The 26,083-nt window shown below is 67.7% G+C and carries 26 protein-coding genes; 21 read left to right on the top strand and 5 right to left on the bottom strand.

Annotated features, from left to right (window positions below):
* Positions 1–3 precede the first annotated feature (3 nt).
* Positions 4–342 carry a YbjQ family protein gene (locus MRBLWH12_RS11260; protein WP_363548879.1) on the top strand — a complete coding sequence of 113 codons (339 nt, stop codon included), beginning with the start codon at positions 4–6 and terminating at the stop codon, positions 340–342.
* A gap of 90 nt (positions 343–432) precedes the next feature.
* Positions 433–1,014, top strand: coding sequence for a hypothetical protein (locus tag MRBLWH12_RS11255; protein ID WP_341977665.1), 582 nt, complete (start codon positions 433–435; stop codon positions 1,012–1,014).
* A gap of 11 nt (positions 1,015–1,025) precedes the next feature.
* On the opposite strand, the gene MRBLWH12_RS11250 is transcribed toward MRBLWH12_RS11255, so the two are convergent.
* The 3 genes from MRBLWH12_RS11250 to MRBLWH12_RS11240 are packed head-to-tail and all read right to left on the bottom strand — an operon-like array spanning position 1,026 to position 2,613.
* Positions 1,026–1,259 (bottom strand): helix-turn-helix domain-containing protein, encoded by a 234-nt coding sequence (locus MRBLWH12_RS11250; RefSeq protein ID WP_363548877.1) that lies wholly within the window; start codon positions 1,257–1,259, stop codon positions 1,026–1,028.
* Positions 1,256–2,005, bottom strand: a complete 750-nt coding sequence (locus tag MRBLWH12_RS11245) for a hypothetical protein (RefSeq protein ID WP_363548875.1) — start codon at positions 2,003–2,005, stop codon at positions 1,256–1,258. Before MRBLWH12_RS11245 ends, MRBLWH12_RS11250 begins: the two co-directional genes overlap by 4 nt.
* Positions 2,005–2,613, bottom strand: coding sequence for a hypothetical protein (locus tag MRBLWH12_RS11240; protein ID WP_363548873.1), 609 nt, complete (start codon positions 2,611–2,613; stop codon positions 2,005–2,007). Before MRBLWH12_RS11240 ends, MRBLWH12_RS11245 begins: the two co-directional genes overlap by 1 nt.
* A gap of 195 nt (positions 2,614–2,808) precedes the next feature.
* On the opposite strand from MRBLWH12_RS11240, the gene MRBLWH12_RS11235 reads away from it, so the two are divergent.
* The 4 genes from MRBLWH12_RS11235 (at position 2,809) to MRBLWH12_RS11220 (ending at position 7,267) form a co-directional block, all read left to right on the top strand.
* The gene (locus MRBLWH12_RS11235; protein WP_341977671.1) at positions 2,809–5,337 is read left to right on the top strand and encodes an ATP-dependent Clp protease ATP-binding subunit; all 2,529 of its coding nucleotides are present in this window, start codon (positions 2,809–2,811) and stop codon (positions 5,335–5,337) included.
* 132 nt (positions 5,338–5,469) lie between these two features.
* Positions 5,470–5,973, top strand: coding sequence for an amino-acid N-acetyltransferase (locus MRBLWH12_RS11230; protein WP_341977711.1), 504 nt, complete (start codon positions 5,470–5,472; stop codon positions 5,971–5,973).
* Positions 5,974–5,982: 9 nt separating this feature from the next.
* Positions 5,983–6,630, top strand: coding sequence for a hypothetical protein (locus tag MRBLWH12_RS11225; RefSeq protein ID WP_341977713.1), 648 nt, complete (start codon positions 5,983–5,985; stop codon positions 6,628–6,630).
* A 229-nt stretch (positions 6,631–6,859) separates the two neighbouring features.
* A complete protein-coding gene (locus tag MRBLWH12_RS11220) occupies positions 6,860–7,267 on the top strand; it encodes a dehydrogenase (protein WP_341977715.1) in 408 nt (135 codons plus the stop codon).
* Between the two features lie 40 nt (positions 7,268–7,307).
* On the opposite strand, the gene radA is transcribed toward MRBLWH12_RS11220, so the two are convergent.
* Entirely contained in the window at positions 7,308–8,675 is a 1,368-nt protein-coding gene (gene radA / locus MRBLWH12_RS11215; RefSeq protein WP_341977717.1) for a DNA repair protein RadA, read from the bottom strand.
* 109 nt (positions 8,676–8,784) lie between these two features.
* On the opposite strand from radA, the gene MRBLWH12_RS11210 reads away from it, so the two are divergent.
* From MRBLWH12_RS11210 to MRBLWH12_RS11190, 5 genes are all read left to right on the top strand, one after another.
* Positions 8,785–10,200, top strand: a complete 1,416-nt coding sequence (locus tag MRBLWH12_RS11210; protein WP_363548869.1) for a cytochrome ubiquinol oxidase subunit I — start codon at positions 8,785–8,787, stop codon at positions 10,198–10,200.
* Positions 10,201–10,211: 11 nt separating this feature from the next.
* Positions 10,212–11,243 (top strand): cytochrome d ubiquinol oxidase subunit II, encoded by a 1,032-nt coding sequence (gene cydB / locus MRBLWH12_RS11205; RefSeq protein WP_363548867.1) that lies wholly within the window; start codon positions 10,212–10,214, stop codon positions 11,241–11,243.
* Between the two features lie 88 nt (positions 11,244–11,331).
* Entirely contained in the window at positions 11,332–12,996 is a 1,665-nt protein-coding gene (cydD, locus tag MRBLWH12_RS11200; RefSeq protein WP_363548865.1) for a thiol reductant ABC exporter subunit CydD, read from the top strand.
* Positions 12,997–12,998: 2 nt separating this feature from the next.
* Entirely contained in the window at positions 12,999–14,684 is a 1,686-nt protein-coding gene (cydC, locus tag MRBLWH12_RS11195; protein ID WP_363551353.1) for a thiol reductant ABC exporter subunit CydC, read from the top strand.
* Between the two features lie 56 nt (positions 14,685–14,740).
* The gene (locus tag MRBLWH12_RS11190; protein WP_363548863.1) at positions 14,741–15,202 is read left to right on the top strand and encodes an SRPBCC family protein; all 462 of its coding nucleotides are present in this window, start codon (positions 14,741–14,743) and stop codon (positions 15,200–15,202) included.
* Between the two features lies 1 nt (position 15,203).
* Here the strand turns inward: MRBLWH12_RS11190 and MRBLWH12_RS11185 are convergent, their stop codons facing one another.
* A complete protein-coding gene (locus MRBLWH12_RS11185; RefSeq protein ID WP_363548861.1) occupies positions 15,204–15,977 on the bottom strand; it encodes a hypothetical protein in 774 nt (257 codons plus the stop codon).
* A gap of 136 nt (positions 15,978–16,113) precedes the next feature.
* Here MRBLWH12_RS11185 and MRBLWH12_RS11180 point away from each other — a divergent pair, with 136 nt between their 5' ends.
* From MRBLWH12_RS11180 to MRBLWH12_RS11135, 10 genes are all read left to right on the top strand, one after another.
* Positions 16,114–16,767 (top strand): GntR family transcriptional regulator, encoded by a 654-nt coding sequence (locus MRBLWH12_RS11180; protein WP_363548859.1) that lies wholly within the window; start codon positions 16,114–16,116, stop codon positions 16,765–16,767.
* A gap of 123 nt (positions 16,768–16,890) precedes the next feature.
* Entirely contained in the window at positions 16,891–18,075 is a 1,185-nt protein-coding gene (locus MRBLWH12_RS11175) for a branched-chain amino acid ABC transporter substrate-binding protein (protein ID WP_363548857.1), read from the top strand.
* A gap of 69 nt (positions 18,076–18,144) precedes the next feature.
* Complete coding sequence (locus tag MRBLWH12_RS11170) at positions 18,145–19,032, top strand: branched-chain amino acid ABC transporter permease (RefSeq protein WP_341978327.1); 888 nt, start codon at positions 18,145–18,147, stop codon at positions 19,030–19,032.
* Between the two features lies 1 nt (position 19,033).
* The gene (locus tag MRBLWH12_RS11165) at positions 19,034–20,182 is read left to right on the top strand and encodes a branched-chain amino acid ABC transporter permease (protein WP_363548855.1); all 1,149 of its coding nucleotides are present in this window, start codon (positions 19,034–19,036) and stop codon (positions 20,180–20,182) included.
* Positions 20,179–21,090, top strand: coding sequence for an ABC transporter ATP-binding protein (locus MRBLWH12_RS11160; RefSeq protein ID WP_363548854.1), 912 nt, complete (start codon positions 20,179–20,181; stop codon positions 21,088–21,090). The genes MRBLWH12_RS11165 and MRBLWH12_RS11160 overlap by 4 nt, the downstream gene beginning before the upstream one ends.
* Positions 21,087–21,797 (top strand): ABC transporter ATP-binding protein, encoded by a 711-nt coding sequence (locus MRBLWH12_RS11155; protein ID WP_363548852.1) that lies wholly within the window; start codon positions 21,087–21,089, stop codon positions 21,795–21,797. The genes MRBLWH12_RS11160 and MRBLWH12_RS11155 overlap by 4 nt, the downstream gene beginning before the upstream one ends.
* A gap of 42 nt (positions 21,798–21,839) precedes the next feature.
* Positions 21,840–22,997, top strand: a complete 1,158-nt coding sequence (locus MRBLWH12_RS11150) for an NAD(P)/FAD-dependent oxidoreductase (RefSeq protein WP_363548850.1) — start codon at positions 21,840–21,842, stop codon at positions 22,995–22,997.
* Complete coding sequence (locus MRBLWH12_RS11145) at positions 22,994–23,236, top strand: (2Fe-2S)-binding protein (RefSeq protein ID WP_341977738.1); 243 nt, start codon at positions 22,994–22,996, stop codon at positions 23,234–23,236. Before MRBLWH12_RS11150 ends, MRBLWH12_RS11145 begins: the two co-directional genes overlap by 4 nt.
* Positions 23,233–24,591 (top strand): FAD/NAD(P)-binding oxidoreductase, encoded by a 1,359-nt coding sequence (locus MRBLWH12_RS11140; RefSeq protein WP_363548848.1) that lies wholly within the window; start codon positions 23,233–23,235, stop codon positions 24,589–24,591. The genes MRBLWH12_RS11145 and MRBLWH12_RS11140 overlap by 4 nt, the downstream gene beginning before the upstream one ends.
* A gap of 84 nt (positions 24,592–24,675) precedes the next feature.
* Positions 24,676–26,052 (top strand): MFS transporter, encoded by a 1,377-nt coding sequence (locus MRBLWH12_RS11135; protein WP_363548846.1) that lies wholly within the window; start codon positions 24,676–24,678, stop codon positions 26,050–26,052.
* Positions 26,053–26,083: the final 31 nt, after the last annotated feature.

Here is a 26,083-nt window from a genome sequence, read left to right as displayed (position 1 = left end):
CTCATGTTCATGGTGACGACGAATGACATCCCCGGCTATCGGATCACCCAGGTGCTCGGCGAGGTGATGGGTCTGACAGTGCGGTCCACCGATTTCGGCCAGAGCTTCACCGGAGCGTTCCGCTCTCTCGGCGGCGGCGAGATCCCCGAGTACACGAAGGTGATGTACGAGAGCCGTCAGGAAGTTATGGCGCGCATGTGGGGCGAGGCGCAGCAGCGCGGGGCGAACGCGATCATCGCGATGCGATTCGACACCGGCTCGATCGGCAACTTCAGCGAAGTGTGCGCCTACGGGACCGCGGTCGTCGTCGAGCCGGTGGGTGCGGCGGCCACGCCCGCATGAGTTCCCGGGCCGGCGGCCCGTCGACCCGTGGATAGGATGATCGCACACCGGATCTCGCGGTGCCTCATGCGCTCCGACCGAAGGATCCCGGTGACCGATAACCACGCTGCCCAGCCCACCCGCCGCACGGTTCTCGCCGTGGCCGCATGGTCGGCCCCGGTGATCGCCACCGCCCTCGCGGTTCCGCTCAGCGCCGCGAGCACTGTCGGAGCCATCGACGCGGCCGGCGTGGAGCTCGTCTTCACCGGGCCGGAGTTCAGCTCCGAGTTCCGGCTCAGCGGGCAGCTGTCCTTCCCGCAGGCGCCCGCCGCTGCGACGATCGTGTCCGCGACGGTCACGTGGCAGGGCACGGGGTCGAACTCCGGCGCTCAGGGGCTCTATCTCTACAAGGGCAATATCGCCGGCGGTGACGCAGGGATCGTCGGGTGGGCGACGGTGCAGGGCGCGGCCGACGACCAGCTCCACCCCACCTTCGTGTTCCAGGCTTCGCTGGGTACCGGGGAGACGCAGCTGCCGGTGGTGTCGAGCTACGACGGCTCCACGCTGAACCCGATCATGTACGGGGCCGAGACGCCGAGTGGCGGCACCTCTTTCTGGGACGGCGTCATCACCATCCGGTTCTCCGCGCCTGGGTACGCGGATGCCGTGCTCACCGCCCCTTACGTGCAGTAACGCGGCGTCGATCAGCGAGCCAGCACCAGCAGGTCGCCGACCTCGCATCCGAGCGCATCGCAGATCGCGCGCAGCGTCGAGTACCTGATCGCGCGTGCCCTGTCGTTCTTCAGCACCGACAGATTCACGATGCTCACTCCGACTCGCGCGCTCAGTTCGGTCAGCGTCATCCCCCGCTCGGCGAGCAGCTCATCGAGTCGGCAGTGGATGCCGGTGTCCTCCTCGTCCTGAGGCGCGGGATTCATACCAGCCCCTCCGTCTCGCGCTGCAGCTGTTCCTTCTCCCGCTGCAGGCGCATCCCCTGGTGGAAGACTGCGGCCAGTGCGGCGAGAGCGAGAGCGGCGGCAAAGGGCAACGGCGTGACGAAGAGGTAGTAGTCCGACGGATACCACTCGCTGTCCGGCGGGAACACCTCGCGGAGGCCGACGGTCGCCGTGACGCCGGGAAGCAGGTCGTTCGCGACCCCGAGGACGAGCACCGCGACGGCCCCAGCGGCGAGGTTGCGCGTCGCCGTACGGGAGAACGGGCGGCCCTTGAGGGTCTGGAAGCAGATCACCGCGACCATCGCCGCGGGAACGGTGGACAGAGCGAGGTTCACCACCTGCGCGGCACCGGACAGCAGTCGGAGTTCGAGGGATGCCGGCGACACGGTGGCGTACTTCGCCGACAGGACGCTGCAGCTGAGCATCGGCTCGGAGCTGTCGCCGGTGTCGTTGCACGGCAACTGCTCGGGCCAGGGGAGCTGGAGGGCGGAGCCGCCGATCTCCGCCCAGTCCGACGTGAGCACCTTGACCATGATCATCACGACCCCGATCGCGGACAGGACGACCCACCATCCTGAGATCGTCAGCGCGAGGTCGAGAGTGATGGTCCTGCTCCCGCTCCGGCGTCCACGCCAGACGACGATCGCCGCGATCGCCGCGATCACGACGAGCATGATCAGCGCGTTACGCAGCGAGCCCCACGGATCGACCGAGGCGTAGGGGAACATCAGACCAGCCCCTCCGTCTCGCGCCGCAGCCGGTCGCCGACGACGAAGACCGTGCCGATGATCGCGAGGGCGAAAGCGGCCAGGAGAAAGGGGAACGGCTGCACGGACATGACGGCTGTGTCGAACGCGCCGTCTGTGACCTGAGAGATGGCGGCATTGGCCAGCACGTTGTCGCAGAAGCGAGACGCGGCTGATCCGACCAGGCCGAGGATTCCGCCACCCATCACGAGACCGGTGTTGACGCGGCTGAACACGACGCCGCGGAGGAGATTGCGGCTGAGTGCGATCAGGCACACCACCACGCCGATGATGGTGAGCGCGAAGGTGATCTGACCGAGGACGCCGAAAACGACGCCCGTTGGCATGAGGTCGGTCACAGTGACGACCGCACGGTCGAGCAGGACGGGCAGCGTCTCGCCGCCGGCCGTCGCCTCGGCGGGGACGTCGATGAACTCGGCGAGCACCTGGACGGATCCGCCGGACGAGAGTTCGGCGATGCGAACGATCGTCATGCAGATCGACGTCACGGCGATCCCGATGCCCAGGATGGTGAATAGGGCGAGCGCGACGGTGTCGCCGGTGCTCAGTACGCGCTGCTGGTTCTTCATTTCAACTCCTTATCGAATATCGTTGTTATCGATTCCCGTTAACGTAACGACAATCGATATGGGTGTCAACCCCGCCTGATCAACACCGCGCGCTATGCCGACGGCGAACACGGGCATACCGGCATCCGCCGCTGGTTACTCTCGATGTACAAGCGCTACACGCGTCTTCGCCCCGTGCGAATAAGGAGTCACAGCATGTTCGAGAGATTCACGGACCGAGCCCGTCGAGTGGTCGTCCTCGCCCAAGAAGAGGCGAAGATGCTCAACCACAACTACATCGGCACCGAGCACATCCTGCTCGGCCTCATCCACGAGGGTGAGGGTGTCGCAGCCAAGGCGCTCGAAAGCCTGGGCATCTCCCTCGACGCCGTGCGCGAGCAGGTGCAGGACATCATCGGGCAGGGTCAGCAGCAGCCCACCGGTCACATCCCCTTCACTCCGCGCGCCAAGAAGGTGCTCGAGCTGAGCCTCCGCGAGGCCCTCCAGCTCGGCCACAACTACATCGGCACCGAGCACATCCTCCTCGGCCTCATTCGCGAGGGCGAAGGCGTCGCCGCTCAGGTGCTCGTCAAGCTCGGCGCCGACCTGAACAAGGTGCGCCAGCAGGTCATCCAGCTGCTCTCCGGCGCCCCCGGCCGCGAGCCGGCCAGCGTCGGCGCCACCACCGGCGACCAGCAGCAGGGCCCCCAGGGCGGATCCGCGGTGCTCGACCAGTTCGGCCGCAACCTCACCCAGGCCGCGCGCGACAACAAGCTCGACCCGGTGATCGGGCGCGAGAAGGAGATCGAGCGGGTCATGCAGATCCTCTCCCGCCGCTCCAAGAACAACCCCGTCCTGATCGGCGAGCCCGGCGTCGGCAAGACCGCCGTCGTCGAGGGCCTCGCTCAGGCGATCGTCAAGGGCGATGTGCCCGAGACGCTGAAGGACAAGCAGGTCTACTCGCTCGACCTCGGCTCGCTCATCGCCGGTTCCCGCTACCGCGGTGACTTCGAGGAGCGCCTGAAGAAGGTCACCAAGGAGATCCGCACCCGCGGCGACATCATCGTCTTCATCGACGAGATCCACACCCTCGTGGGTGCGGGCGCCGCCGAGGGCGCGATCGATGCGGCCAGCATCCTGAAGCCTCTCCTCGCCCGCGGTGAACTGCAGACGATCGGTGCGACCACCCTCGACGAGTACCGCAAGCACTTCGAGAAGGATGCTGCGCTCGAGCGCCGCTTCCAGTCGATCCAGGTCGCCGAGCCGAGCCTCGCGCACACGATCAACATCCTCAAGGGCCTGCGCGATCGCTACGAGGCGCACCACAAGGTGCAGATCACCGACGGCGCCATCGTCGCGGCATCCAACCTCGCCGACCGCTACGTCAGCGACCGTTTCCTCCCGGACAAGGCGATCGACCTGATCGACGAGGCCGGCGCCCGCCTGCGTCTGTCGATCCTGTCCAGCCCGCCCGAGCTGCGCGAGTTCGACGAGAAGATCGCCGCCGTGCGTGAGCAGAAGGAGATCGCCTCCGAGGAGCAGGACTTCGAGAAGGCCGCCTCCCTCCGCGACGAGGAGAAGAGCCTCCTCGCCGAGCGTCTGCGCCTCGAGAAGCAGTGGCGTTCCGGCGACATCGCGACCGCAGCGGTCGTCGATGAAGGCCTGATCGCCGAGGTGCTCGCACAGGCCACCGGCATCCCGGTGTTCAAGCTGACGGAAGAGGAGTCGAGCCGGCTCGTCTTCATGGAGAAGGCCCTGCACCAGCGGGTCATCGGCCAGGAAGAGGCGATCGCCGCTCTCTCCAAGACCATCCGTCGTCAGCGCGCCGGCCTCAAGGACCCGAAGCGTCCGTCCGGTTCGTTCATCTTCGCCGGTCCCACCGGCGTCGGAAAGACCGAGCTGGCCAAGGCGCTCGCCGAGTTCCTCTTCGATGACGAGGCAGCTCTCATCTCGCTCGACATGAGCGAGTTCGGCGAGAAGCACACCGTCTCGCGTCTGTTCGGTGCCCCTCCCGGATTCGTCGGATTCGAAGAGGGCGGCCAGCTCACCGAGAAGGTGCGCCGCAAGCCGTTCAGTGTCGTGCTCTTCGACGAGATCGAGAAGGCGCACCCGGACATCTTCAACTCGCTGCTGCAGATCCTCGAAGAGGGTCGCCTCACCGACGGTCAGGGTCGAGTGATCGACTTCAAGAACACCGTGATCATCATGACCACCAACCTCGGTGCGCGTGACATCGCCGGTGGACCTGTCGGCTTCCAGCTCGAGGGCAGCAGCTCGACGACCTACGAGCGGATGAAGGGCAAGGTCAACGAGGAGCTCAAGCGCAACTTCAAGCCCGAGTTCCTGAACCGTGTCGATGACATCATCGTGTTCCCGCAGCTGTCGAAGCCCGAGCTGGTGCAGATCGTCGATCTGTTCACCAAGCGCCTCGGCGAGCGTCTGCTCGATCGCGACATGACGATCGAGCTGTCGCAGTCCGCGAAGGAACGTCTCATCGAGATCGGGTTCGACCCGGCTCTCGGCGCCCGTCCGCTGCGTCGCGCGATGCAGCACGAGGTCGAGGACCGCCTGTCGGAGAAGATCCTGCACGGCGAGCTCAACGCGGGCGACCACGTCAAGGTGGATGCGAAGGATGGTGAGTTCCTCTTCGAGCACGGTCCGCGCGGCGAGCGGGTCGCGGTCGGCGTGAACACCGGTGGCGCGATCGCGGGCACCCCCGACCTGGCGGTCGCCAGCGGGGAGTAGCCCTTCGACAGGCTCAGGGACCCAGTTTGAGCGGAGGGGCGGATGCGAGCAGCATCCGCCCCTTCGTCGTTCCCGTTCCGATTCAGGCGCTGCCTCACGGATGTCACAGGCGCGGGGTTCTAGGCTTGTCCTGTGAGCGAGATCATCGTACGGCCGGCGCGGAGCGCGGATATCGTCGCGATCAGGAACCTGCTGCAACCGCTCGTCGAGCAGCGCATCCTTCTGGGCAAGGATCTCGCGATCCTCTACGGTGCGGTGCAGGAATTCGTCGTCGCGGAAGCGGATGGTGTGCTGATCGGATGCGGCGCGCTGCACGTGATCTGGGAGGACCTCGGTGAGGTGCGCACGCTTCTCGTCCGCGATGACTGGCTGCACCACGGAGTCGGGCGCTCCATCGTCGATCGCCTCGAGGAGAACGCGAAGGCCCTCGGGCTGTCGCGGCTGTTCTGCCTGACCTTCGAGGTCGAGTTCTTCAGTCGGCGCGGCTTCGCCCCGATCGGCGAACAGGTCGTCGATCCCGACGTGTACTCGCAGCTGCTGCGCAGCGGTGACGCCGGCGTCGAGGAGTTCCTCGACCTGGCGCATGTGAAGCCGAACACGCTCGGCAACACGCGGATGCTGAAACAGCTGAACTAGCCTGGACGCATGACCCGTTCGTCTGCAGCCGTCTATCGCCGACGGCGTCTTGTGGTGGTCGGCGCGCTGATCGTCCTCCTCGCGGCGATCGGGGTCGGAGTCTGGCTTTTCGTCGCCCAGCCGTGGGCCGGAGCTGAGCCGGGAGCAGACCCCACGCCGTCATCGACGACGAGTTCGTCACCGACGACGACGCCGACCGCAGGAGAAACCCCGACGCCGGAGTCGACGACCGATGAGACCCCCGCGATCGTCGCCTGCAAGGCGACGGACATCAAAGTCACTGCCGTCGCCGATGCGGACGTCTACCCCGCAGGTGTCCTGCCCCAGCTGTCGATCTCGCTGACCAACGACGGGAAGACCGATTGCACGCTCGATGTCGGGTCGACCATGCAGGTGTTCACGGTCTCCAGCGGCGACGACGTCTGGTGGCGTTCCACGGACTGCCAGGAGAACCCGAGCAGCATGATCGCGACGCTGGTCGCGGGAACGACGGTCACCAGCAAGGAGCCGGTCACCTGGGACCGCACCCGATCGAGCGTCGAGACATGCGCGGACGAGAATCGTCCGCGAGCGCCAGGCGGCGGTTCGTCGTATCACGTCGCCGTGTCGATCGGCGGCTTCGAAAGCCAGGGAACACAGCAGATCCTGCTCGAGTGAGATCGCTCTGATCGAGGCGTGGTGCGGGGGCGCGGTGCCCCAAAGACGGTCGCCTTTGGGATACCATGGGGTGACTCTCGGGTATTCGCGGCGTAAGCCATCCCCAGTGGCGTCGGCTACAGCGTCCCCAGCGCTTCGACATCCGCCGCGCGAGAGCTCCGGGCCCTCTCGAGTACCCCAGTCCCCACTGGAGAACTCGAGAGGGCCCTCTTCGTTTTAGGCTGGACTCATGGCAGCGAAGAAGGCGAAGGCCTCCAAGAAACCCGCCCCCGAGGAGTTCCGCTCCGACGCGCTGGCGCAGGCGCTGGAGAAGCAGGACATCGCCGCGGTCGCACTGGCACTCCGCCACGGCACGACCGTCGTCCCGCTGATCAAGCCGGGAGCGCGCGATAACCCGCGCGACAGCGGCGAGGTCTGGACCTATCGCAACCCGGACAGCGGCGACCTCGCCCTGCTGCTCTTCAGCGACGCGAAGAACAAGCCGGCGAATCTGCCGCCCGGAGTCGGGATCTACGACGCCGACTGGCTGCGGAAGTTCCTCGCCGCGCATCCGATCACGACGGTCTTCCTCGACATCGCGGGCCCGCATCCGATGCAGGCCGCCCCGGACGAGCTGCTGAAGGCCCTCGACGCCTGAGTCGAAGCCGACCGGCCGGCCTCGGTCACGGACCGGAACCTCAGAACGGCGGGATCTCGCCGTCGGGCCGACGGTTGGTGTTCCGCGCCCGCACATCGTTGAGTGCAGCCCGGAGCGTCTTGGAGCGGTCGTCGACGACCTGCTCGTACCCGAGCCGCGCTGCTTCGGAACGCCGCTGTGCCGCCTGCGTGACCGGGCGGATCTCACCGGCCAGGCTCAGCTCACCGACCGCGGCCACCGTGCGCGGCACGGAGTTCAGCTGCACGGATCCGGCCACGGCGATCGCGATGGCGAGATCGGCGGCCGGCTCGGTGAATCGCACGCCGCCCACTGTCGACACGTAGACGTCGAGCATGCTGGTCTTGATGCTGGCCCGCTTCTCGAGGATCGCGAGCACCATCGCGACCCGTGAGGCGTCGAGACCGTGCACGACCCGGCGCGGATTGGGCGCGGACGACGGGATCGTCAGGGCCTGAACCTCGACCGGCAGCGCCCGCTTGCCCTCCAACGCGATCGCGACGCAGGTGCCCGGTTCGGTCGCGCCCTGCGAGAGGAACAACCCGGACGGATCGGGGACCTCGGCGATGCCGCCGCCGGTCATCTCGAAGCATCCGACCTCATCGGTGGGGCCGAAACGGTTCTTCAACGCGCGGATGAAGCGCAGCGATGTCTGGCGATCACCCTCGAAGTGGCAGACGACGTCGACGAGATGCTCGAGTACTCGTGGGCCGGCCACCTGGCCGTCTTTCGTGACGTGACCGACGATGATGATCGGCAGACTGCGTTCCTTCGCGACCCGGATGAGTGTGGCGGCGACCTCTCGCACCTGACTGGGCTGCCCTGCCGCACCATCGGTCAGTGAAGAGGACACGGTCTGCACGGAGTCGACGATCACGAGCTGCGGTCGCACCTCGTCGATGTGGCCGAGGATCGTGGCGAGGTCGGTCTCGCTCGCGAGATACAGCTCATCGTGCAGCGCGCCGGTGCGTTCGGCGCGCAGTCGCACCTGAGCGGGTGACTCCTCGGCGCTCGCGTAGAGCACGCGGCGGCCCGCACGGGCCGACTGCGCCGCCACTTCGAGCAGCAGCGTCGACTTGCCGACGCCCGGCTCGCCGCTGAGCAGGATCGCGGCTCCCGGAACGATGCCGCCACCGAGCACGCGGTCGAACTCGCCGACGCCGCTCGTGCGCCGCGGTGCGTCTTCCGTGGTGATCTGCGTGATCGGCCGAGCGGCGCGATCGGCGTGCGGGGCGAGCGGTGTCATCCGACGGAGGATGCCTGTCGGAGCGGCCTGTTCGGACACGGTGCCCCATTGCTGGCACTCGCCGCAGCGACCCACCCACTTCGCCGTCGTCCATCCGCATTCCGTGCAGACGAAGGCAGGGGGAGCGGGTTTGCGGGTGGCCATGCAATCAGGCTATCGGCCGCATCCGACATGCCTATCGGCAAGGGGGACTTTCGGCCCACGTCGGCCGTCGCGGCCCGACAGAATGGAAGCAGGAGAGAAGGAGTCGCGCATGGAATGGCTTGACCCGCTGGTCCTTTCACGATGGCAGTTCGGTCTGACGACCATCTACCATTACCTCTTCGTGCCGCTGACGATCGGCATGGTCGTGGTGGCCGCGATCTTCCAGACCGCCTGGGTGCGCACCGGCAAGGTCGAGTACCTGCACCTCACTCGTTTCTTCGGGAAGATCTTCCTCATCAACTTCGCGATGGGCGTGGTCACCGGCATCGTGCAGGAGTTCCAGTTCGGCATGAACTGGTCGGACTACTCCCGCTTCGTCGGAGACGTGTTCGGCGCCCCGCTGGCCTTTGAGGGGCTCCTGGCGTTCTTCTTCGAAGCGACCTTCATCGGCCTGTGGATCTTCGGCTGGGACAAGCTGCCGCAGAAGCTGCACCTCGCGACGATCTGGTGCGTCGCGATCGGCAGCATCCTCTCCGCATATTTCATCATCGCCGCGAATGCGTTCATGCAGAATCCAGTCGGTTACGAGTACAACGCCACGACGAACCGTGCCGAACTCGTCGACATCGGTGCCCTCCTCACCAACCCGGTCGCGCTCGCCGCCTTCCCGCACACCATCTTCGGCGCGTTCATGTTCGCCGCCGGCGTCGTGATCTCGGTGTCCGCCTGGCACCTCTCCAGAGGGCAGCACTATGACACCATGCGCATCTCGCTGAAGCTCGGGCTGTGGGCGATGATCATCTCCACCGCCGGGGTCGCGCTCACCGGCGACCAGCTCGGCCTCGCCATGTACGAGACGCAGCCCATGAAGATGGCCGCGGCGGAAGCGACGTTCAACACGGTCTGCGGGCCGGATGCCGCGTTCAGCCTGTTCACGCTCGGCACTCCCGACGGCAAGACCGAGCTGTTCAGCATCCGCGTTCCGTACCTGCTGTCGCTGCTGTCGACGCACACCCTCGACGGATGCGTGCACGGCATCAACGACCTCAACGCCGAATACGCCGAGCGCTTCGCCGACACCGGGATCACCGACTTCGCACCGGTGCTCTGGGTCACCTACTGGGGCTTCCGCTGGATGATCGGCCTCGGCATGGCCGCCGCGCTCGTCGCCGTCGTCGGGCTCTGGATCACCCGCCGCAGCGCCAAGCGCCAGCCGGCCCCGTGGATGTGGAAGCTCGCGATCTGGTCGTTCCCGCTCGCTCTCGGCGCCAACATCATGGGCTGGGTCTTCACCGAGATGGGCAGGCAGCCCTGGATCGTCTTCAGCCTGATGACGACACAGGACGGCGTCTCGCCGGGCGTGAGCGGGCTCGAGGTGCTCATCTCCTTGGTCGCTTTCACCGCGATCTACGCAGCTCTCGCCGTCGTCGAGATCCGCCTCATCGTGAGGGCCGCGCAGAAAGGCCCTGACACCACCGAGCAACCTCATGACGAGACGGCCCAGCTGCCGTCGGTCGTGTACTGAGAGGAATGTTCATGGACCTCGCAACCCTCTGGTTCTGGATCGTCGCCTTCCTCTTCGTCGGGTACTTCGTGCTCGACGGGTTCGACTTCGGCGTCGGGATGTCTCTGCCGTTCCTCGGCAAGGACGACGTGTCGCGCCGGCAGGTCATCAACACCATCGGTCCGATCTGGGATCTCAACGAGACGTGGGTGATCGTCGCCGGCGCCTGCCTGTTCGCCTCGTTCCCGGAGTGGTACGCCACGTTGTTCAGCGGTTTCTACCTGCCGCTGCTTCTCATCCTGCTCGCCCTGATCCTGCGCGGCGTCTCCTTCGAGTACCGGCACCAGCGCGAGGATGCCGCATGGAAGGCTCGCTTCGACCGGATGATCGTCATCGGCTCGGCCGTGCCGGCGTTCCTCTGGGGAGTGGCGTTCGGCAACATCGTGCAGGGCGTCCCGCTGGACGCCGATCACGTCTACGTCGGCGGATTCTTCGGCCTCCTGAACCCGTACGCCCTACTGGTCGGCGTCACGACCCTGCTGCTGTTCTTCCTGCACGGGGTGTGCTTCGTGGCGCTGAAGACCGACGGCCAGGTGCATGAAGATGCGCGGACGCTGGTCGCTCGGGCGGCCGTTCCGACGATCCTCGCGGCGGCTGCGACCGTCGTCTGGACGATCGTGCTGGCCGCCCAGCGCGAGGCCCCGTTGCTGTGGATGGTGATCGCTGCCGGTGCCGTCGCCGCCGTCTTCCTGGTGAGCCTGGTGGTGCTCTCTCTTCGCCGGCTGGACGGCTGGGCGTTCTTCGCCGGCGTCGTCACCGTGCTGTCTGCGGTCGTGATGCTGTTCGCTGCGCTCTTCCCGTACGTGATGCCGTCGACGATCGACCCGGCCGTCAACAGCCTCACCATCGCGAACGCCTCGAGCACGCCGTACACGCTGCAGATCATGAGTTGGACGGCGCTGGTCGCCCTGCCTCTGGTGCTCGCGTATCAAGCCTGGACGTACTGGATCTTCCGCAAGCGCGTCACCCGCCGCTCCATCGAGGCGGCTCCGGCGCACGCGTGAGGTCCTCGTCGCGGTGCGGTCGCACGTCGTGCGGGTGCGAAGCTGGGATGAGGACACGAAGTGCGACCGGAAGGGTGAGGGGCTGCGCATGAAACCCGTCGATCCGCGGTTGCTTCGATACGCGGCGGCGGCACGCGGGTTCGTCGCGGCATCCGCACTGATCGCGGTGGTGCAGACCGGGGTCGTGATCGCGTTCGCCTGGCTGCTGACGGATGCCGTCACAGGCGCGCTCGCGGGACGAGATGTCACCGCATCCCTCATCTGGCTGCTGATCGCCGCGAGTCTGCGCGGGGCGCTGATCGCCCTCTCGGATGCCGCAGGCACGCGCGCCGCCGCGCGGACCGGTGCCCAGCTGCGCGCCGCCCTGATCCGAGCGGTCGGCCGGCTCGGGCCGGGCTGGCTCGCGCAGCGGAATCAGGCTGGTCTCGCCGTGACCGCCGGGCACGGGCTGGACGCGCTCGACGCCTACTTCGCGCGGTACATCCCGCAGCTCGTGCTGACCGTCATTGCAACGCCGGTGCTGCTCGCGGTGATGTGGTGGCAGGACTGGCCGAGCGGACTCGCCGCGGCGATCACGCTGCCGCTCATCCCGCTCTTCCTCATCCTCATCGGGATGGCCACCCGCACGGTGCAGCGTCGGCAGTGGCAGACGCTGCAGCGGCTCGCCGTGCGTTTCGCCGATACCGTGCAGGGGCTCGCGACCTTGCGTCTGTTCGGTCGGGAGCAGCGAGCGGCGGAGCGGATCGAGACCACGGCAGACGAGTACCGGCGCGAGACGATGACGGTGCTGCGGTTCTCATTCCTCTCCGGCTTCGCGATGGAGCTGCTGTCCTCGCTGGCCGTCGCGCTCATCGCCGTGTCGGTCGGTTTCCGGCTGCTGTCCGGTGAGCTCTCGCTCGAGGTCGGGCTGTTCGTGCTGCTGCTCGCACCGGAGGCCTTCCTGCCGATCCGGCAGGTCGGAGTGCAGTTCCACGCCGCGGCCGAGGGCGTCGCGGCGACCGAGGAGATCTTCGAGGTGCTCGATGCCGCGGGGGCGCGCGCCGATCGTGTCCACAACTCCGGAGATCTTGTGCCGGAGACGGCCGAAGCGCGTGTTCTTGGAGAGAATCGGCCCGGATCTCCGGAGTTGTGGACGCGCGGAACAGACCTCGTCATCTCCGACCTCGGGGTCCGTGACCTCCCGCCGGTCTCGTTCGCGGCCGAGCCGGGAACGATCACTCTCATCGAAGGTCCGAGCGGTTCCGGCAAGTCGAGCCTCCTCGCTGCCCTGCGTGGCGCGGCGGACTTCGACGGCGCGGCCACGTTTGGCGGGAGCGATCTGCGCGACCTCGCGCCCGCCGACTGGCTGGCCTGGGCCGGGCAGGCGCCGGGGCTCATCCGCGGCACGATCGCCGAGAATGTCGCACTCGGAGATCCGTCAGCGGATGCCGAGGGCATCCGCGCGGCCCTCGACGACGCCTGCGCCGAGGATCTCGACCCTGCGGCCGAGCTCGGTGTGCAGGGCAGCGGCCTGTCGGGCGGACAGGGGCAACGGGTCGCGGTGGCCCGCGCGTTCTACCGGCACGCGGCGGAGCCGAGGAGAGTTCTCGCGCTCGACGAGCCGTCCAGTGCTCTGGATGCCGATACCGAGGCGCGACTCTGGTCGTCGCTGCGGAGGAGAGCGGATGCGGGCGCCACGATCCTGCTCGTCTCGCACCGCCGCTCAGCGCGGACGATCGCCGATCAGGTCATCGCCTTGGGGGTGAGCGTGTGAGCATCCGATCCGATGCGAGGCGTGCTCCCTCCGCCCGCGCGACGGCCAGAGAAAGGGCAGTGCTCCGCGGCGCGCAGCCGCCGCTCGGCCGATTCCTTCCCGGTCTCCTCTGGGGCGTGCTGTCGGCCGGAGCTGCAGTGAGCCTGCTCGCGGTGAGCGGGTGGCTGATCGTCAGCGCCTCGATCGTGGATTCGCTCGTGCCGCTTTCGATCGCGGTCGTGGGGGTGCGCTTCTTCGCGGTTTCGAGGGCCGTGACCCGCTACCTCGAGCGGCTCAGCGGGCACGATGCCGCGTTGCGCCAGTTGGCGGTCACCCGCGCCGACATGGTGCGCCGACTGATCCCGCTTTCTCCCGCAGGGCTCGGTCGCACCGATCGTGGCCGGGTGCTGTCGGCTCTCGTCGACGATGTCGAGAATCTGCAGAATCTGCCGTTACGGGTGGTGCAGCCGTTGGCGGTGGCCGCTGTGGTCGCCATCGGCGCGGTCGGTTTCATCGCCTTCGTATCTCCGCCGGCCGCCCTGACTCTCGCCGCGTGCCTCATCGTCGCCGCCGGCGCGGCCATCGGTCTCGGCTGGATACTCGGATCACGTGCCGAGACGCGAGTCTCGTTGCGCAGGGCCGAGCTGTCGGCGGCTCTGGTGGACTATTTCGGAAGTCTGGACGTGCTGATCGCGTATGGCGCCGAGTTCGCAGCGCGGGAACGGGTGCAGGACGCCGACGCCGCCCTTCGCGCCTCGGTGACTCGGGCGTCCCTCGCTCAGGCGGTCGCCGCCGGCGTCGTGTCGACGACGGCGGGAGCCGCCTCCGTCTGGGCGCTCGCCGCGGCATCCCCTGGGCTGTCGACCGGAGCGATCGACGGCCCGTGGCTTGCCGTTGCGGTGCTGGTGCCGATGGTGGTGTTCGAGATCTTCGGCGCAACGCCGGTGGCGGCGGCCTCGTGGCGCAGCGTCCGGGCGAGCGCTCGGCGCGTGGTCGACGTGCTGCCGGAGCGGATGCCCGATGAGCTGCGCGGCGACGAGGGCGCCGATGCCGGTGGGCTCGAGGGGAGCATCCGGTTGCGGAACGTGCACGCGACGTGGCCGGGTGGGGCGGAAGGGCTGCGCGGCGTCGATCTCGATCTGCGGCCGGGGGAGCGGGTGCTGGTCTCGGGCCCCAGCGGTGCCGGGAAGAGCACCCTCGCCGCGGCGCTGGTCGGGTTCCTCCGGGTGGAGGGCGAGTATTCCGTCGGCGGCATGGATGCGGCAACGCTCTCCGGGCCTTCGCTGCGCGCGGTCGTGGGACTGTGCGAGCAGAGCCCGCAGTTGTTCGACGAGGACATCCGGCAGAACCTCCTCTTCGCGCGCGACACCGCCACCGACGACGAGCTGCTGGCCGTGCTCGACCGGGTCGGGCTCGCCGACTGGGTGCGCGACCGCGGAGGGCTCGACGCGCGTGTCGGCGACCGCGGTGCGCTGGTGTCCGGAGGTCAGGCGCAGCGCATCGCTCTCGCCCGAGTGCTGCTGCGCGGGTTCCCGGTGCTGGTGCTCGATGAGCCGACGGCGGGCGTCGACCCGGCGGCATCCGACGCGCTGCTGCGCGACCTGCTGGAAGCGGTCGGCGAGCAGTCCGTCCTGCTGATCTCGCATGTCGCCCCGCCCGCGGGCACGGTGGATCGCGTCGTGCGCATCGAAGCGGGGCGCACGGTCTGACCGCCCGGCCTCGACGAGTGGGTGCATCCCTCGGTATGCCCCCGTAGCGTGGGGGCATGAGACGGACAGATGAAGCAGATCTGCTGATGAACGCCTCGCCGGAGCGGGTCTTCCGCGCACTCACCGATCCGGAAGCACTCGTGAAGTGGCTGCCTCCGGAAGGCATGACCGCGCGCTTCGAGCGTTTCGACGCGCGGCCAGGCGGTGACTACCGGATGGTGCTGACCTATGTGGATGCCACGGGTGCTCCGGGGAAGAGCAGCGCTGATCAGGATGTCGTCGAGGGCAGGTTCGTCGAGCTGATGCCCGGCGTCCGGGTGGTTCAGGAGATCGAGTTCGAAGCCGAGGATCCGTCGTTCGCCGGTGTCATGCGGATGACCTGGGAAGTCGCGGCGCGAGATGCAGGCGCCCACGTCATCTTCCGTGCCGAGGACGTTCCACCCGGGATCTCCGCAGAAGATCACATCGAAGGGATGACGTCTTCGCTGCGGAATCTCGCCGCTCTCGTCGAGGCCTGAGTCAGGCCAGCGAGACCGGCGGTTCCATCACGATGCCCTGGGCTTCGAAGGCGCGGCGGCGCTCTTCGATGCGGCGGTGCAGTTCGACCTGGGCGTCCTCGATCGTCTGTGGGTCCAGATCGACGGTGGGCGGATGCGGGTCGCCGTGGTTCGCCGCGATGTAGGCGTCGAGCTCGGGCCCGGACGTCCACGAGGTGATCAGCGCGTAGCGGGGAGCGGTGCCGCGGTGCCAGACCGCATGCCAGAAGCGCTGGGTGTCGACGATGATCCGCGAACCAGCGGGGAGTGCGAACCGCACCTCGGTGGCGGGGTCGAAACGGTCTTCGCGGAGGATGAGCATCGAGTCGGAGTCGTCGGTGAGGTTGAAGAATCCGCGCACCACCCATCCGGTGCCGTCGTCGTTGAGACGGTTGTTGTCGTCCTGGTGCAGGTTGTAGATCGCGTCGGCGTAGTCGTTGGGCTGCAGCTCGATCACCCGGCAGCGGCCGACGTTGGCGCCCGGCTCCTGGGCGCGCTGCACCAGGATCGGCGCCTTGTCGGCCTGACCCGCGACCCATACGCCGTCCTTGTCGGTGCGAGGCGGGGTGTGGTTCCAGAAGCCGTTGCAGTCGATGTCGCCGGCGTAGCTGGTGAGCGGCGCGAAGCGGGTGATGCCGGAGGAGCGCCAGCCGATGTACTCCAGGTCGAGCCACTCGGCGGGATCGGCGGCCTGATCGTGGTCGTCGAGGACGACGTAGCCCGTCTCGGCCAGTGCTTCGGATGTGATGAAGCTCATGTTGCGCCTCCCGGCTGTCTTCTCTTCGAGCCTAGCCCGGCGTCGTCTTGTTTCGTCGGCATCGATCCCGCGTTCGACGGTCCACCAGTACGATGTGCCATATGACGCACTTTGGATCGGTCCGATGACTGGCGTGATGGCCACTCTCGCCTCGGCGGAGAGCCTGCGAGAGCAGATCGAGGCCCAGCTCTCGTCACGGATCATCTCCGGCGAGATTCCGCCGGGGCAGGTTCTCACGGTGCCGACGCTTGCCGGCGAGTTCGGTGTGAGCGCCACCCCGGTGCGCGAGGCGATTCTGAATCTCGCGAGACGCGGATTCCTCCGCCCGATTCGCAATCGCGGCTTCGAGGTCACCGAGGTGTCGCCGGAGGAATTGCGCGAGCTCAGCGACGTGCGGATGCTGCTCGAGGCGCCGACGATGGTCACCGTCGCCGGGACTCTGGACGACGAGACGGTCACGGAGTTGCGCGCTCTGGCTGATCGCATCGTCGAGGCGGGCCAGGAGGGGCGCTTCGATGAGTACCTCACGGCCGACACGGCATTTCACCTGCGGATTCTCGAATGCACCGGGAACCGCAAGCTGGTCGATCTGGTTCGTGAGCTGCGTCAGCAGACGCGGTTGGTCGGGCTCGCGCATCTCGCCGAGACGGACACCCTGATGTCGACGGCCCTCGAGCACGCGGAACTCGTGGATCTGCTGGTGGCCGGCGACGGCCCGGCGGCCGAGGCGCTCATGCGGAGGCACATCCGGCACGTGGGGGGCATCTGGAGCGGCCGCGACGAGGACTGACGCCTCAGCGCAGTTCGCGGGTGCATCGATTCGGCCCGAGGGGTTTCGCTCTGCCGGTCCGATGAGTAATGTGTCACATGCTATCAAGTGTGGAATTGCAACGACGCATCCCAGGAGACCCTCATGAAGACCCGTACACAGCGCACCCGTCAGATCCTCGCCCTCGCCGCGGCGACCGGCGTCCTGCTCGCCGCAGCAGGCTGCTCCGGCGGCCTCGGCTCCGACGATGGCGGAGGCACCGACCAATCCGGCACGATCAAGCTGGGGATGCTCGCTCCGTTCTCCGGCAGCGAGTCCGCCTTCGGCGAATACATGCAGAACGGCGCCCAGCTCGCCATCGACGAGATCAACGCAGACGGCGGAATCGACGGACGCAAGCTCGAACTGCAGGTGGAGGACGACGCCTGCGATGCGACTGCTGCCGTATCCGCAGCGAACAAGCTCGTGACCGAGGGCGTCGTCGCTTCGGTCGGCGGCTACTGCTCAGGCGCCACGCTGCCGACGCTTCCGATCTTCGATGAGGCCGGCATCCCGATGGTGATCCCCGCCGCCAACTCGAACGAACTGGTGAAGCAGGGCCTCCCCGGGGTCTTCCTCATCAACGGCACCGGCACCCAGCAGGCTGCCGCAGCGGTCGCTTACGCGGAGAAGAGCGGCATGAAGAGCGTCGCGGTGATCGACGATGCGACCGCATACTCCGCAGATCTCGCGGCATCCTTCGTCACGCAGGCGACCGAGGCCGGGCTCAGCGTCTCGTTCGAAGCGACCGTCACGCCTGGTGAGAACGACTACGCGGCCGTCGCCACCCAGCTGGCGAGCGAGAAGCCCGAACTCGTGTACTGGACCGGCTACTACCAGGAGGGCGGACTCATCGTCCGGCAGGCGACGGATGCCGGTTACGCCGGCGCCTTCCTCGTCGGCGATGGCTCGGTCGACGCGAAGTTCGCCGAGATCGCGGGCGACGGATACACCGACAACGTCCTCGGCACGTTCACCCAGACTCCCGACATGATCGAGGGTGCCGATGCCTGGATCGCGGACTACGAGAAGCTCGCCGGCGCTGCGCCCGGACCGTACTCGACGCAGTCGTACGACGCCGTCCGAGTGATCGCTCAGGCGATCGAGGACGCGGGGAGCACCGACTTCGACGAGGTCGTCGCCGCGCTCGAAGGTCTGAAGGACTTCGACACGTTCGCCGGCCCGCTCACGTTCACGAAGGACCACACGCTCTCGGGCGGCGGTTTCGTGATCGTCGGCATCGATCCGGCATCCGGTGCGTTCATCCTCGAAGACGATCTGCAGGACTGACGTGGGTGGGGCGGCTGACGCCGCCCCACTCCATCGGCGTCCGAACGACGCGGAAGGACATCTGCAGTGATGCAACTCATTTGGAACGGCCTGATCGTCGGCTCGTTCTACGCACTCGTCGCTCTCGGCTACAGCATGGTCTACGGGATCATCAAGCTGCTGAACTTCGCGCACGGCGACATCTACATGCTCGGAGCTTTCACCGGGTTCGCCACGCTCTCGGCTTTCGGCATCTCGAGCGAATCCTCGATCCCGCTGCTGCTGGTGATTATGCTGCTCTCGATGGTCACCACCGGTCTCATCGGCGTCGGCATCGAACGCATCGCCTATCGGCCGCTGCGACGAAGCCCTCGCCTGGCCGTCCTGATCACCGCGATCGGCGTCTCGTTCACTCTCGAGTACGCGGTCAGGCAGATCTTCGGCCCGAACCCCGAAGCCTTCCCCGTGCGCCTCGAGTCGAGTGGGTTCGACTTCGCCGGCATGCGCATCACCGCCGCGCAGATCGTGCTGGTGATCATCGCCGGAGTGCTGATGCTGGTGCTCGCGCACGTCGTCGAACGCACCAGGCAGGGGCGCGCGATGCGCGCGATCGCCCTCGATCCGCAGGGTGCCCAGTTGATGGGGATCAATGTGAACCGCGTCATCGCCACGGTCTTCTTCATCGGCTCGGCGCTCGCCGGAGCCGCAGGCGTGATGGCGGGCGCGTACTACGGTTCGATCGACTTCCTGATGGGTTTCATGATCGGCCTCAAAGCGTTCACCGCTGCCGTCATCGGCGGCATCGGCAACCTCTACGGTGCGATGCTCGGCGGTCTCCTCCTCGGCATGCTCGAGTCCTTCGGCTCGGCCTGGTTCGGCGGCGAATGGCGAGATGTGTTCTCCTTCGCGTTCCTCATCCTGTTCCTCACCTTCAAGCCGACCGGGCTCCTCGGAGCTCGCGTCGTAGAGAGGATGTGACATGCCTCGTCTCTCCGCACCGTTGCGCGACGCCGCGCTGCGTGCACCATCGCCACTGTTCGACCGGCAGCCGGCAGCACGCGGCATCCTCTCCTCCCAGCAGGGGTTCCTTCGCGCGCTCGGCGGCCTGTGCGTCGTCCTGCTGGTCGTGCTGCCCTTCCTCGACGCATCGCGATACACGATGTCGATCGCGACCAGCGCGCTCATCTACGTGATGCTCTGCATGGGGCTGAACGTCGTCGTCGGTTACGCGGGACTGCTGGATCTGGGGTACATCGCCTTCTTCGCCGTCGGCGCGTACATCTCCGGCATCCTGACCACCGAGCTCGGCTGGCCGATGTGGGCGGCGCTGCCGGCGACCATCCTCGCCTGCGTCCTCGCAGGCATCGTCGTCGGCGCGCCCACCCTAAGGCTGCGCAGTGACTATCTCGCGATCGTCACGCTCGGTTTCGGGGAGATCATCCGGATCACGGCGAACAACCTCGACGTCACGGGCGGGCCTTCGGGAATCCACGGGATCCCGACCTGGTCCTTCGGCGATTGGAGCTTCGCAGACGGGTTCACCGTGCTCGGGATCGAGTTCCCGCAGCGCGTCGTCTTCTACTACTTCGTCGCGGCCATCGTCGTGCTCGTCGGAGTGATCGGCGCCGGGCGCCTGGCCAGAGGGCGGCTCGGCCGGGCGTGGAAGGCCGTGCGCGATGACGAGGACGCCGCCGAGGCGATGGGCATCAACACCTACGTCGCCAAGATCACCGCGTACATCATCGGCGCGGTGTGGGCCGGCATCGCCGGCCAGCTCATGGCCACGCACCTGTCGGCGATCAGCCCGAACAGCTTCCAGTTCCTCTATTCGGCGCTGATCCTGATGGCCGTCGTGCTCGGCGGCATGGGCTCGACGCCGGGCGTGATCATCGGCGCCCTGTTCGTGTCGCTGGCGCCCGAACTGCTGCGGGAATTCTCCGAATGGCGCTTCCTCATCTTCGGCGTGCTTCTCGTGGTGGTGATGCTGTTCCGTCCGTCGGGCCTGTGGCCGGCGACCGCGGTGCTGCCCTGGCTCAAGCGCAGACGACCGATTCCGCCGCCGACGGCAGGGTTCGCGGCGGTTCCCGCGCCCGAGGACAATCTCGACGACAGCGAGGGAACCCGATGAGCGCGCTCCTCGAGGTCAAAGACCTCCGGCTGCAGTTCGGCGGCGTCAAAGCCGTCGACGGCCTGAGCTTCTCCGTCGACGCCGGGGAGATCCTCGCCGTGATCGGCCCGAACGGCGCCGGCAAGACGAGCGCCTTCAACTGCATCTCCGCCTTCTACCTGCCCACCTCCGGGTCGGTCGAGTTCGATGGCAACAGCATCGTCCGCGAGCCGCCGGCCGTCTGGCGCACCCTGCGCCTTGTCGACCTGCTGCAGAGCTTCGGCTTCTACCGGGTGCTGCCGTCGCGAGTGACGAAGTGGGGGATGGCGCGCACGTTCCAGAACCTGCGCCTGTTCCGTGAGCTCAGCGTGATCGACAACGTCAAGACGGCCATGCACGCGAACCTTCGCGAGGGGTTCTGGGCGACACTGCTGCACTCGCCCGGCTACCGCCGAGCCGAGCAGTGGTGCACCGAGCAGGCCAGGGGGTGGCTGGATTTCGTCGGCTTCGCCGGAGACGAGAACCTCTACGTCACGCAGCTCCCTTACGGCGAGCAGCGACGGGTGGAGATCGCCAGGGCACTCGCGAGCAGTCCCAAGCTTCTGCTGCTGGACGAGCCGGCGGCCGGCCTGAACTTCAATGAGAAGCAGGCGCTGATGCAGCTCATCCGACGGATCCGCGACCTCGGTGTCGCGGTGGTCTTGATCGAGCACGACATGGGGCTCATCATGGAGCTCGCCGAGCGGATCGTCGTCCTCAACTACGGCAAGGAGATCGCCGTCGGCACTCCGCACGAGATCAAGAACAACCCGCTCGTGATCGAGGCGTACCTCGGTGTCGACGATGAGCCGCTCGATGAGACGAAGCTGCAGACGGGCACTGTGGACCTGTCGTTGCTCGCCGAACCCCGTAAGAAGAAGGACCGATGAGGATGCTGTCCGTCGAAGCCGCCGACGTCTACTACGGCCGGGTGCACGCTCTGCGCGGGCTCAGCTTTGAGGTGCAGGAAGGCGAGATCGTCTGCCTGCTCGGCAACAACGGTGCCGGAAAATCCACCACGATGAACATGCTCTCCGGTCTGGTGCGTCCGAAGTCCGGCGTCGTGCGATGGGGTGAGCTGGATCTGGCGACCGCAAAGCCCTGGGACATCGTCTCCGCCGGGTTGATCCATGTGCCAGAGGGGCGGCGGATCTTCTCCACGATGAGCGTGCACGAGAACCTGCTGCTCGGCGGATACACCGTGCGCGAGCAGAAGCTCGTCGCTCAGCGCGTCGAGCAGGTGTACGCGCTGATGCCGCGTCTGGCAGAGCGACGCAAGCAGCAGGGTGGCACGTTGTCCGGCGGTGAGCAGCAGATGGTCGCCATCGGCCGTGCGATCGTGGGCGGCCCGAAGCTGCTGCTGCTGGACGAGCCCTCCATGGGGCTGGCGCCGCTGGTGGTGAAGCAGGTCATGGAGACGATCCAGGCGGTCAACGCCGAAGGCACCACCGTTCTGCTCGTCGAACAGAACGCCCGTGCGGCGCTGAAGATCGCCGACCGCGCGTATGTCATCGAGACCGGTCAGACGACGCTGTCGGGGCCGGCGGCCGAACTCGCCGCCGATGCCAGGGTGATCGATGCCTATCTCGGCGGCTGAGAGGATGACCACCAGGTCGACGATGAAGAAGAGGGGCACGCTGTGCGGATCGTCGTGATCGGCGCGGGCATCGTGGGTGCGGCGTGCGCCCTGGAGCTCACCGAGCGCGGGGCGGAGGTCGTGGTCATCGACCGCACCGGAGTGGCCGCGGAGACGTCGAGCCGCTGCGAGGGAAATCTGCTCGTCAGCGACAAGGAGCCCGGCCCCGAGGCCGATCTCGCGATCGCTTCGAACGAGATGTGGCGCGGGCTCGCTGCGCGCCTCGATGCGGATCGTCCTTCGGGGCAGCCCGGGACGGAGTTCGAGGCCAAGGGCGGAATCGTGGTCACCTTTCCGGGGGGAGAAGGAGCGCTCGAGGGATTCGCTGCCGCACAACGCGGCATCGGAATCCGCGCGGTGGCTCTGGATGCGGCGGCACTGCGGGCTGCCGAACCGCATCTCGCCCCCGACGTCGCCCTCGCCATGCACTACCCGGATGATGCGCAGTTGCAGCCCTCGACGGCGACGCAGGCGCTGCTCGCGACCGCGCTGCGCCGCGGCGCGCGACTGCGGATCGCCGAGGTCGTCGGCGGCCTGATGCACGACGGTCGCCTGCGCGGTGTCGAGACGGATGCCGGGCCGATCGAAGCCGACGCCGTGGTGAACTGCGCGGGACCGTGGTCCGGCGAGGTCGCGGCGCGGCTCGGCGCACGACTGGATATTCGACCCCGGCGGGGCGTGATCCTCGTCACCACCCCGATGCCGCAGCGGGTCTTCCACAAGGTGTATGACAGCGACTACGTCGGAGCGGTGGGTTCGGGGAACGCTGCACTGCAGACGTCGACGGTGGTCGAGTCCACCCCGGGCGGGACCGTTCTGATCGGGTCGAGTCGGGAGCGCGTCGGCTTCGACGAGCATCCGGGCACGGGTCCTTCTGCGGCGATCGCGGCGAAGGCGATCCGTCTGTTCCCGTTCCTGGCGGAGACCACGCTGCTGCGCAGCTACTTCGGCTTTCGCCCGTATGCACCGGATCACCTGCCGGTCATCGGCGCCGACCCGCTCGTGGACGGCCTCTTCCACGCGACAGGCCATGAGGGGGCCGGAATCGGGCTGGCGCCGGCGACGGCCGCACTCATCTCTCACGCCGTGCTCGGCACGAATACCGATCTCGATCCCGGACCTTTCCTGCCGGGTCGGGCCAGCCTGCAGGAGACTCCATGATCCGCATCACCGTCGACGACGAGCGCTTCGAGGGCCGCGACGGTCAGACGATCGCGGGGGTGCTCATCGGCGCCGGACGCATCGCATGGCGCACCGCCCAGACCGGAGAGCGCGGCGTGTTCTGTGGAATCGGCGTCTGCCACGACTGCCTCGTCACCGTGAACGGGTTGTCCGGCGTGCGGGCGTGTCAGCGTGCGGCGTCCGATGGTGACGTGATCGAGCGCGAGGTGCGCGCATGAGGCGGGTGGCTGTTCTCGGCGGAGGACCTGCCGGTCTTGCCGCGGCCCAGGCGGCGCTGGCCCTCGGGGCCGAGGTCACCCTCGTCGACGAAGGAGCCGGTCTCGGCGGACAGTTCTGGCGGCATCACGACACGATCACCGATCCTCGGCTCACGCACGGGCGGGCGCGGTTCGACCGGCTTCGCGGCACGCTCGAGCGGGCGACCGTGCACACGGGGGCCAGCGTCTGGTCGGCGGACGTCGCGGCATCCGTCACGCTGCGTGCATTCGCCGGAAGCGCCGACGGACCCTCTCGGCGCTCGCTCGCCATCGAGGCGGATGCCGTGGTCGTGGCGACCGGTGCGCACGATCTGGCTCTGCCGGTGCCGGGGTGGACCCTGCCCGGCGTCACGACAGCCGGTGCGGCACAGGCGCTCGCGAAGCGCGACGGAGTCACAGTCGGCCGCCGGACGGTCGTGAGCGGCTCGGGTCCGTTCCTGCTCCCCGTCGCGCAGTCGCTCGCACTGACGGGTTCGCAGGTCGTGGGCGTGCACGAGGCATCAACGGTTCGCACGCTCGCCGCGGGATGGCTGCCGCGGCCGTGGCAGCTCGCAGGCAAGGCGGGCGAGCTCGTCGAGTACGTCGCCGCCCTCGCCCGGCACCGCATCCCCTATCGTCCAGGCAGTGCCGTGGTGCGCATCCTCGGCGAGAGCAGAGTGGAGGCCGCAGTGGTCGCATCGCTGGATGCCGCCTGGCGGCCCATTCCCGGCACCGAGCGGGAGGTCGTCTGCGATGCGGTTGCGCTCGGACACGGCTTCACTCCGCGTCTGGAGGCTGCACTCTCTCTGGGGTGCGCGATCGTGGGGGAGCGCGGAGCGCGGTTCGTCGCGGTCGACGACGAGCAGCGCACGAGCAATCCGCTGGTGTTCGCCGCCGGCGAGGTAACGGGTATCGGTGGAGCGGATGCGGCACTCGCCGAGGGCGTGATCGCCGGATTCCTCGCAGCGGGCGGCTCGATCGACGACAGTCGGCTGCGGGGGCCGCTCGCGGTCAGGCGCCGGATGCGGGCGTTCGCCGCCCGGCTCGAACGAGCGCACGGCATTCGCCGAGGCTGGACGGACTGGCTCGACGACGACACCGTCGTCTGCCGATGCGAGGGGGTCGCGAAGCAGGCGATCGAGCAGAGCTCCCACGCGCCGATGCGCGCCATGAAGCTCGCCAGCCGCGCCGGTCTCGGCCCGTGCCAGGGGCGCACGTGCGGGCATGCGGTGGAGGAGATCATGGCGCAGGCGGGCGGGCGCCCGTCTGGATTCGACCGTAGGCCGATCCTGGCTCCGATCCGACTGGGCGAGCTCGCGGGGCAGTCGGGAGACTGACGCGGATCTCGACGACCGGTCCTTGCAATCGCTCGATCGGGATGAGTAATATGTTACACATTACCCCGTCAAAGGAGACGACCGATGTCGCAGAGAACAGCAAGTGCCCCACCGCCCGGCATGGCGGACACCGAGAGTTCTGCCGAGTCCGTCCGTCGTGTCCGCAAGGTGATGACCGCCTCCGCGATCGGGCATTTCGTCGAGTGGTTCGACTTCGCGGTCTACGCGTACGCCGCCCCGGTGATCGCGAGCCAGTTCTTCCCGAACAGCGATCCGGCTGCGGCGCTGCTCTCCGTGTTCGCCATCTACGCCGTCGGTTTCGTCGCCCGTCCGATCGGTGCATTCCTGCTCGGAAACCTCGGCGACAGGTTCGGCCGCAAGCGCGTGCTCGCCGCGGTCATCCTGATCATGGGGCTTTCGACGATGCTCATCGGGCTGCTGCCGACCTACGCGGTGATCGGTGTCTTCGCGCCGCTGCTGCTCATCGTGCTCCGGATGGTGCAGGGTCTCTCGGCCGCGGGCGAGACGATCGGCTCGAACTCGTTCGTGTCCGAGCACTCGCCGATCCGTACCCGCGGGCGCAACGTCGGCCTGGTGTACACCTGGTCGAATCTGCCCCCGGTCGTCGCCGCGCTGCTGGTGCTCTTCCTCACCACCGCGCTGCCCGTCGAGGCCTACGAGAGCTGGGGATGGCGCATCCCCTTCCTCCTCGGCGCCCCGCTCGCGATCGTCGGCCTCTACATCCGGAGCCGCGTCGACGAGTCGCCGGCGTTCACCGAGATGCGCGAGACGCGCCAGGTCGAGTCCGCGCCGATCCGCACCGTCTTCCGCGAGCAGTGGCGCAATATGCTCACCTGCTTCAGCATCGCCGCAGTCGCGAGCCTCGGCTACTACTCGCTCACGGGGTACTTCTACTCGTTCATGACGGTGACGATCGGCCTGCCCTCGTCTGAAGCGCTCCTGTCGAACAGCATCGCGCTGCTGATCACCTTCGTCACGGTGCCGATCTCGGCTGCGATCTCCGACCGGATCGGGCGGCGCCGCATGCTGCTCATCGCGGGCACCTTCGGAGCGCTCATCGCCGTCCCGGCGTACCTGCTCGTCTCCACCGGCACCCTCGGAGCCGCGATCGCGAGCCAGGGGCTGCTGGGTCTCGCGCTCGGTCTCTTCTTCGGGCCTGCCGGTCCGGCGTTCGTCGAGCTCTTCCCCGCTCGCGTCCGGTACACCGGTGCGTCGATCAGCTACAACCTCGCGTTCACGATCTTCGGCGGGACCGCTCCGTTGCTGGCCATCTGGCTCATCGGCGTGACCGGTTCGACGATCGCGCCCGCCTGGTACGTCGTCGCCGTCACTGTGCTCGCCCTCATCGTGATCTCCGGCATGCCGGAGACGCATACCCGCTCGATGCGTGACGAGGCGTCGATCGAGAACGCTCCTGCTCCCGCACGCGATCGCGCGTGACCTGACACAACACGAACATCCACAAGAGAAT

This window comes from Microbacterium sp. LWH12-1.2 (genome assembly GCF_040675825.1).
GTDB lineage: Bacteria > Actinomycetota > Actinomycetes > Actinomycetales > Microbacteriaceae > Microbacterium.
This window is presented reverse-complemented; position numbering and strand designations above follow the sequence as displayed.

Coding starts and splice junctions, on each gene's coding strand:
- MRBLWH12_RS11250 (WP_363548877.1), bottom strand. CDS start 1,259: ATGAATCCCGCGCCTCAGGACGAGGAGGACACCGGCATCCACTGCCGA.
- MRBLWH12_RS11140 (WP_363548848.1), top strand. CDS start 23,233: ATGAGGCGGGTGGCTGTTCTCGGCGGAGGACCTGCCGGTCTTGCCGCG.
- MRBLWH12_RS11145 (WP_341977738.1), top strand. CDS start 22,994: ATGATCCGCATCACCGTCGACGACGAGCGCTTCGAGGGCCGCGACGGT.
- MRBLWH12_RS11260 (WP_363548879.1), top strand. CDS start 4: ATGTTCATGGTGACGACGAATGACATCCCCGGCTATCGGATCACCCAG.
- MRBLWH12_RS11160 (WP_363548854.1), top strand. CDS start 20,179: ATGAGCGCGCTCCTCGAGGTCAAAGACCTCCGGCTGCAGTTCGGCGGC.
- MRBLWH12_RS11240 (WP_363548873.1), bottom strand. CDS start 2,613: ATGAAGAACCAGCAGCGCGTACTGAGCACCGGCGACACCGTCGCGCTC.
- MRBLWH12_RS11185 (WP_363548861.1), bottom strand. CDS start 15,977: ATGAGCTTCATCACATCCGAAGCACTGGCCGAGACGGGCTACGTCGTC.
- cydD (WP_363548865.1), top strand. CDS start 11,332: ATGAAACCCGTCGATCCGCGGTTGCTTCGATACGCGGCGGCGGCACGC.
- MRBLWH12_RS11175 (WP_363548857.1), top strand. CDS start 16,891: ATGAAGACCCGTACACAGCGCACCCGTCAGATCCTCGCCCTCGCCGCG.
- MRBLWH12_RS11190 (WP_363548863.1), top strand. CDS start 14,741: ATGAGACGGACAGATGAAGCAGATCTGCTGATGAACGCCTCGCCGGAG.
- MRBLWH12_RS11135 (WP_363548846.1), top strand. CDS start 24,676: ATGTCGCAGAGAACAGCAAGTGCCCCACCGCCCGGCATGGCGGACACC.
- cydB (WP_363548867.1), top strand. CDS start 10,212: ATGGACCTCGCAACCCTCTGGTTCTGGATCGTCGCCTTCCTCTTCGTC.
- MRBLWH12_RS11220 (WP_341977715.1), top strand. CDS start 6,860: ATGGCAGCGAAGAAGGCGAAGGCCTCCAAGAAACCCGCCCCCGAGGAG.
- MRBLWH12_RS11165 (WP_363548855.1), top strand. CDS start 19,034: ATGCCTCGTCTCTCCGCACCGTTGCGCGACGCCGCGCTGCGTGCACCA.
- MRBLWH12_RS11170 (WP_341978327.1), top strand. CDS start 18,145: ATGCAACTCATTTGGAACGGCCTGATCGTCGGCTCGTTCTACGCACTC.
- radA (WP_341977717.1), bottom strand. CDS start 8,675: ATGGCCACCCGCAAACCCGCTCCCCCTGCCTTCGTCTGCACGGAATGC.
- MRBLWH12_RS11225 (WP_341977713.1), top strand. CDS start 5,983: ATGACCCGTTCGTCTGCAGCCGTCTATCGCCGACGGCGTCTTGTGGTG.
- MRBLWH12_RS11155 (WP_363548852.1), top strand. CDS start 21,087: ATGAGGATGCTGTCCGTCGAAGCCGCCGACGTCTACTACGGCCGGGTG.
- MRBLWH12_RS11180 (WP_363548859.1), top strand. CDS start 16,114: ATGGCCACTCTCGCCTCGGCGGAGAGCCTGCGAGAGCAGATCGAGGCC.
- MRBLWH12_RS11235 (WP_341977671.1), top strand. CDS start 2,809: ATGTTCGAGAGATTCACGGACCGAGCCCGTCGAGTGGTCGTCCTCGCC.
- MRBLWH12_RS11245 (WP_363548875.1), bottom strand. CDS start 2,005: ATGTTCCCCTACGCCTCGGTCGATCCGTGGGGCTCGCTGCGTAACGCG.
- MRBLWH12_RS11210 (WP_363548869.1), top strand. CDS start 8,785: ATGGAATGGCTTGACCCGCTGGTCCTTTCACGATGGCAGTTCGGTCTG.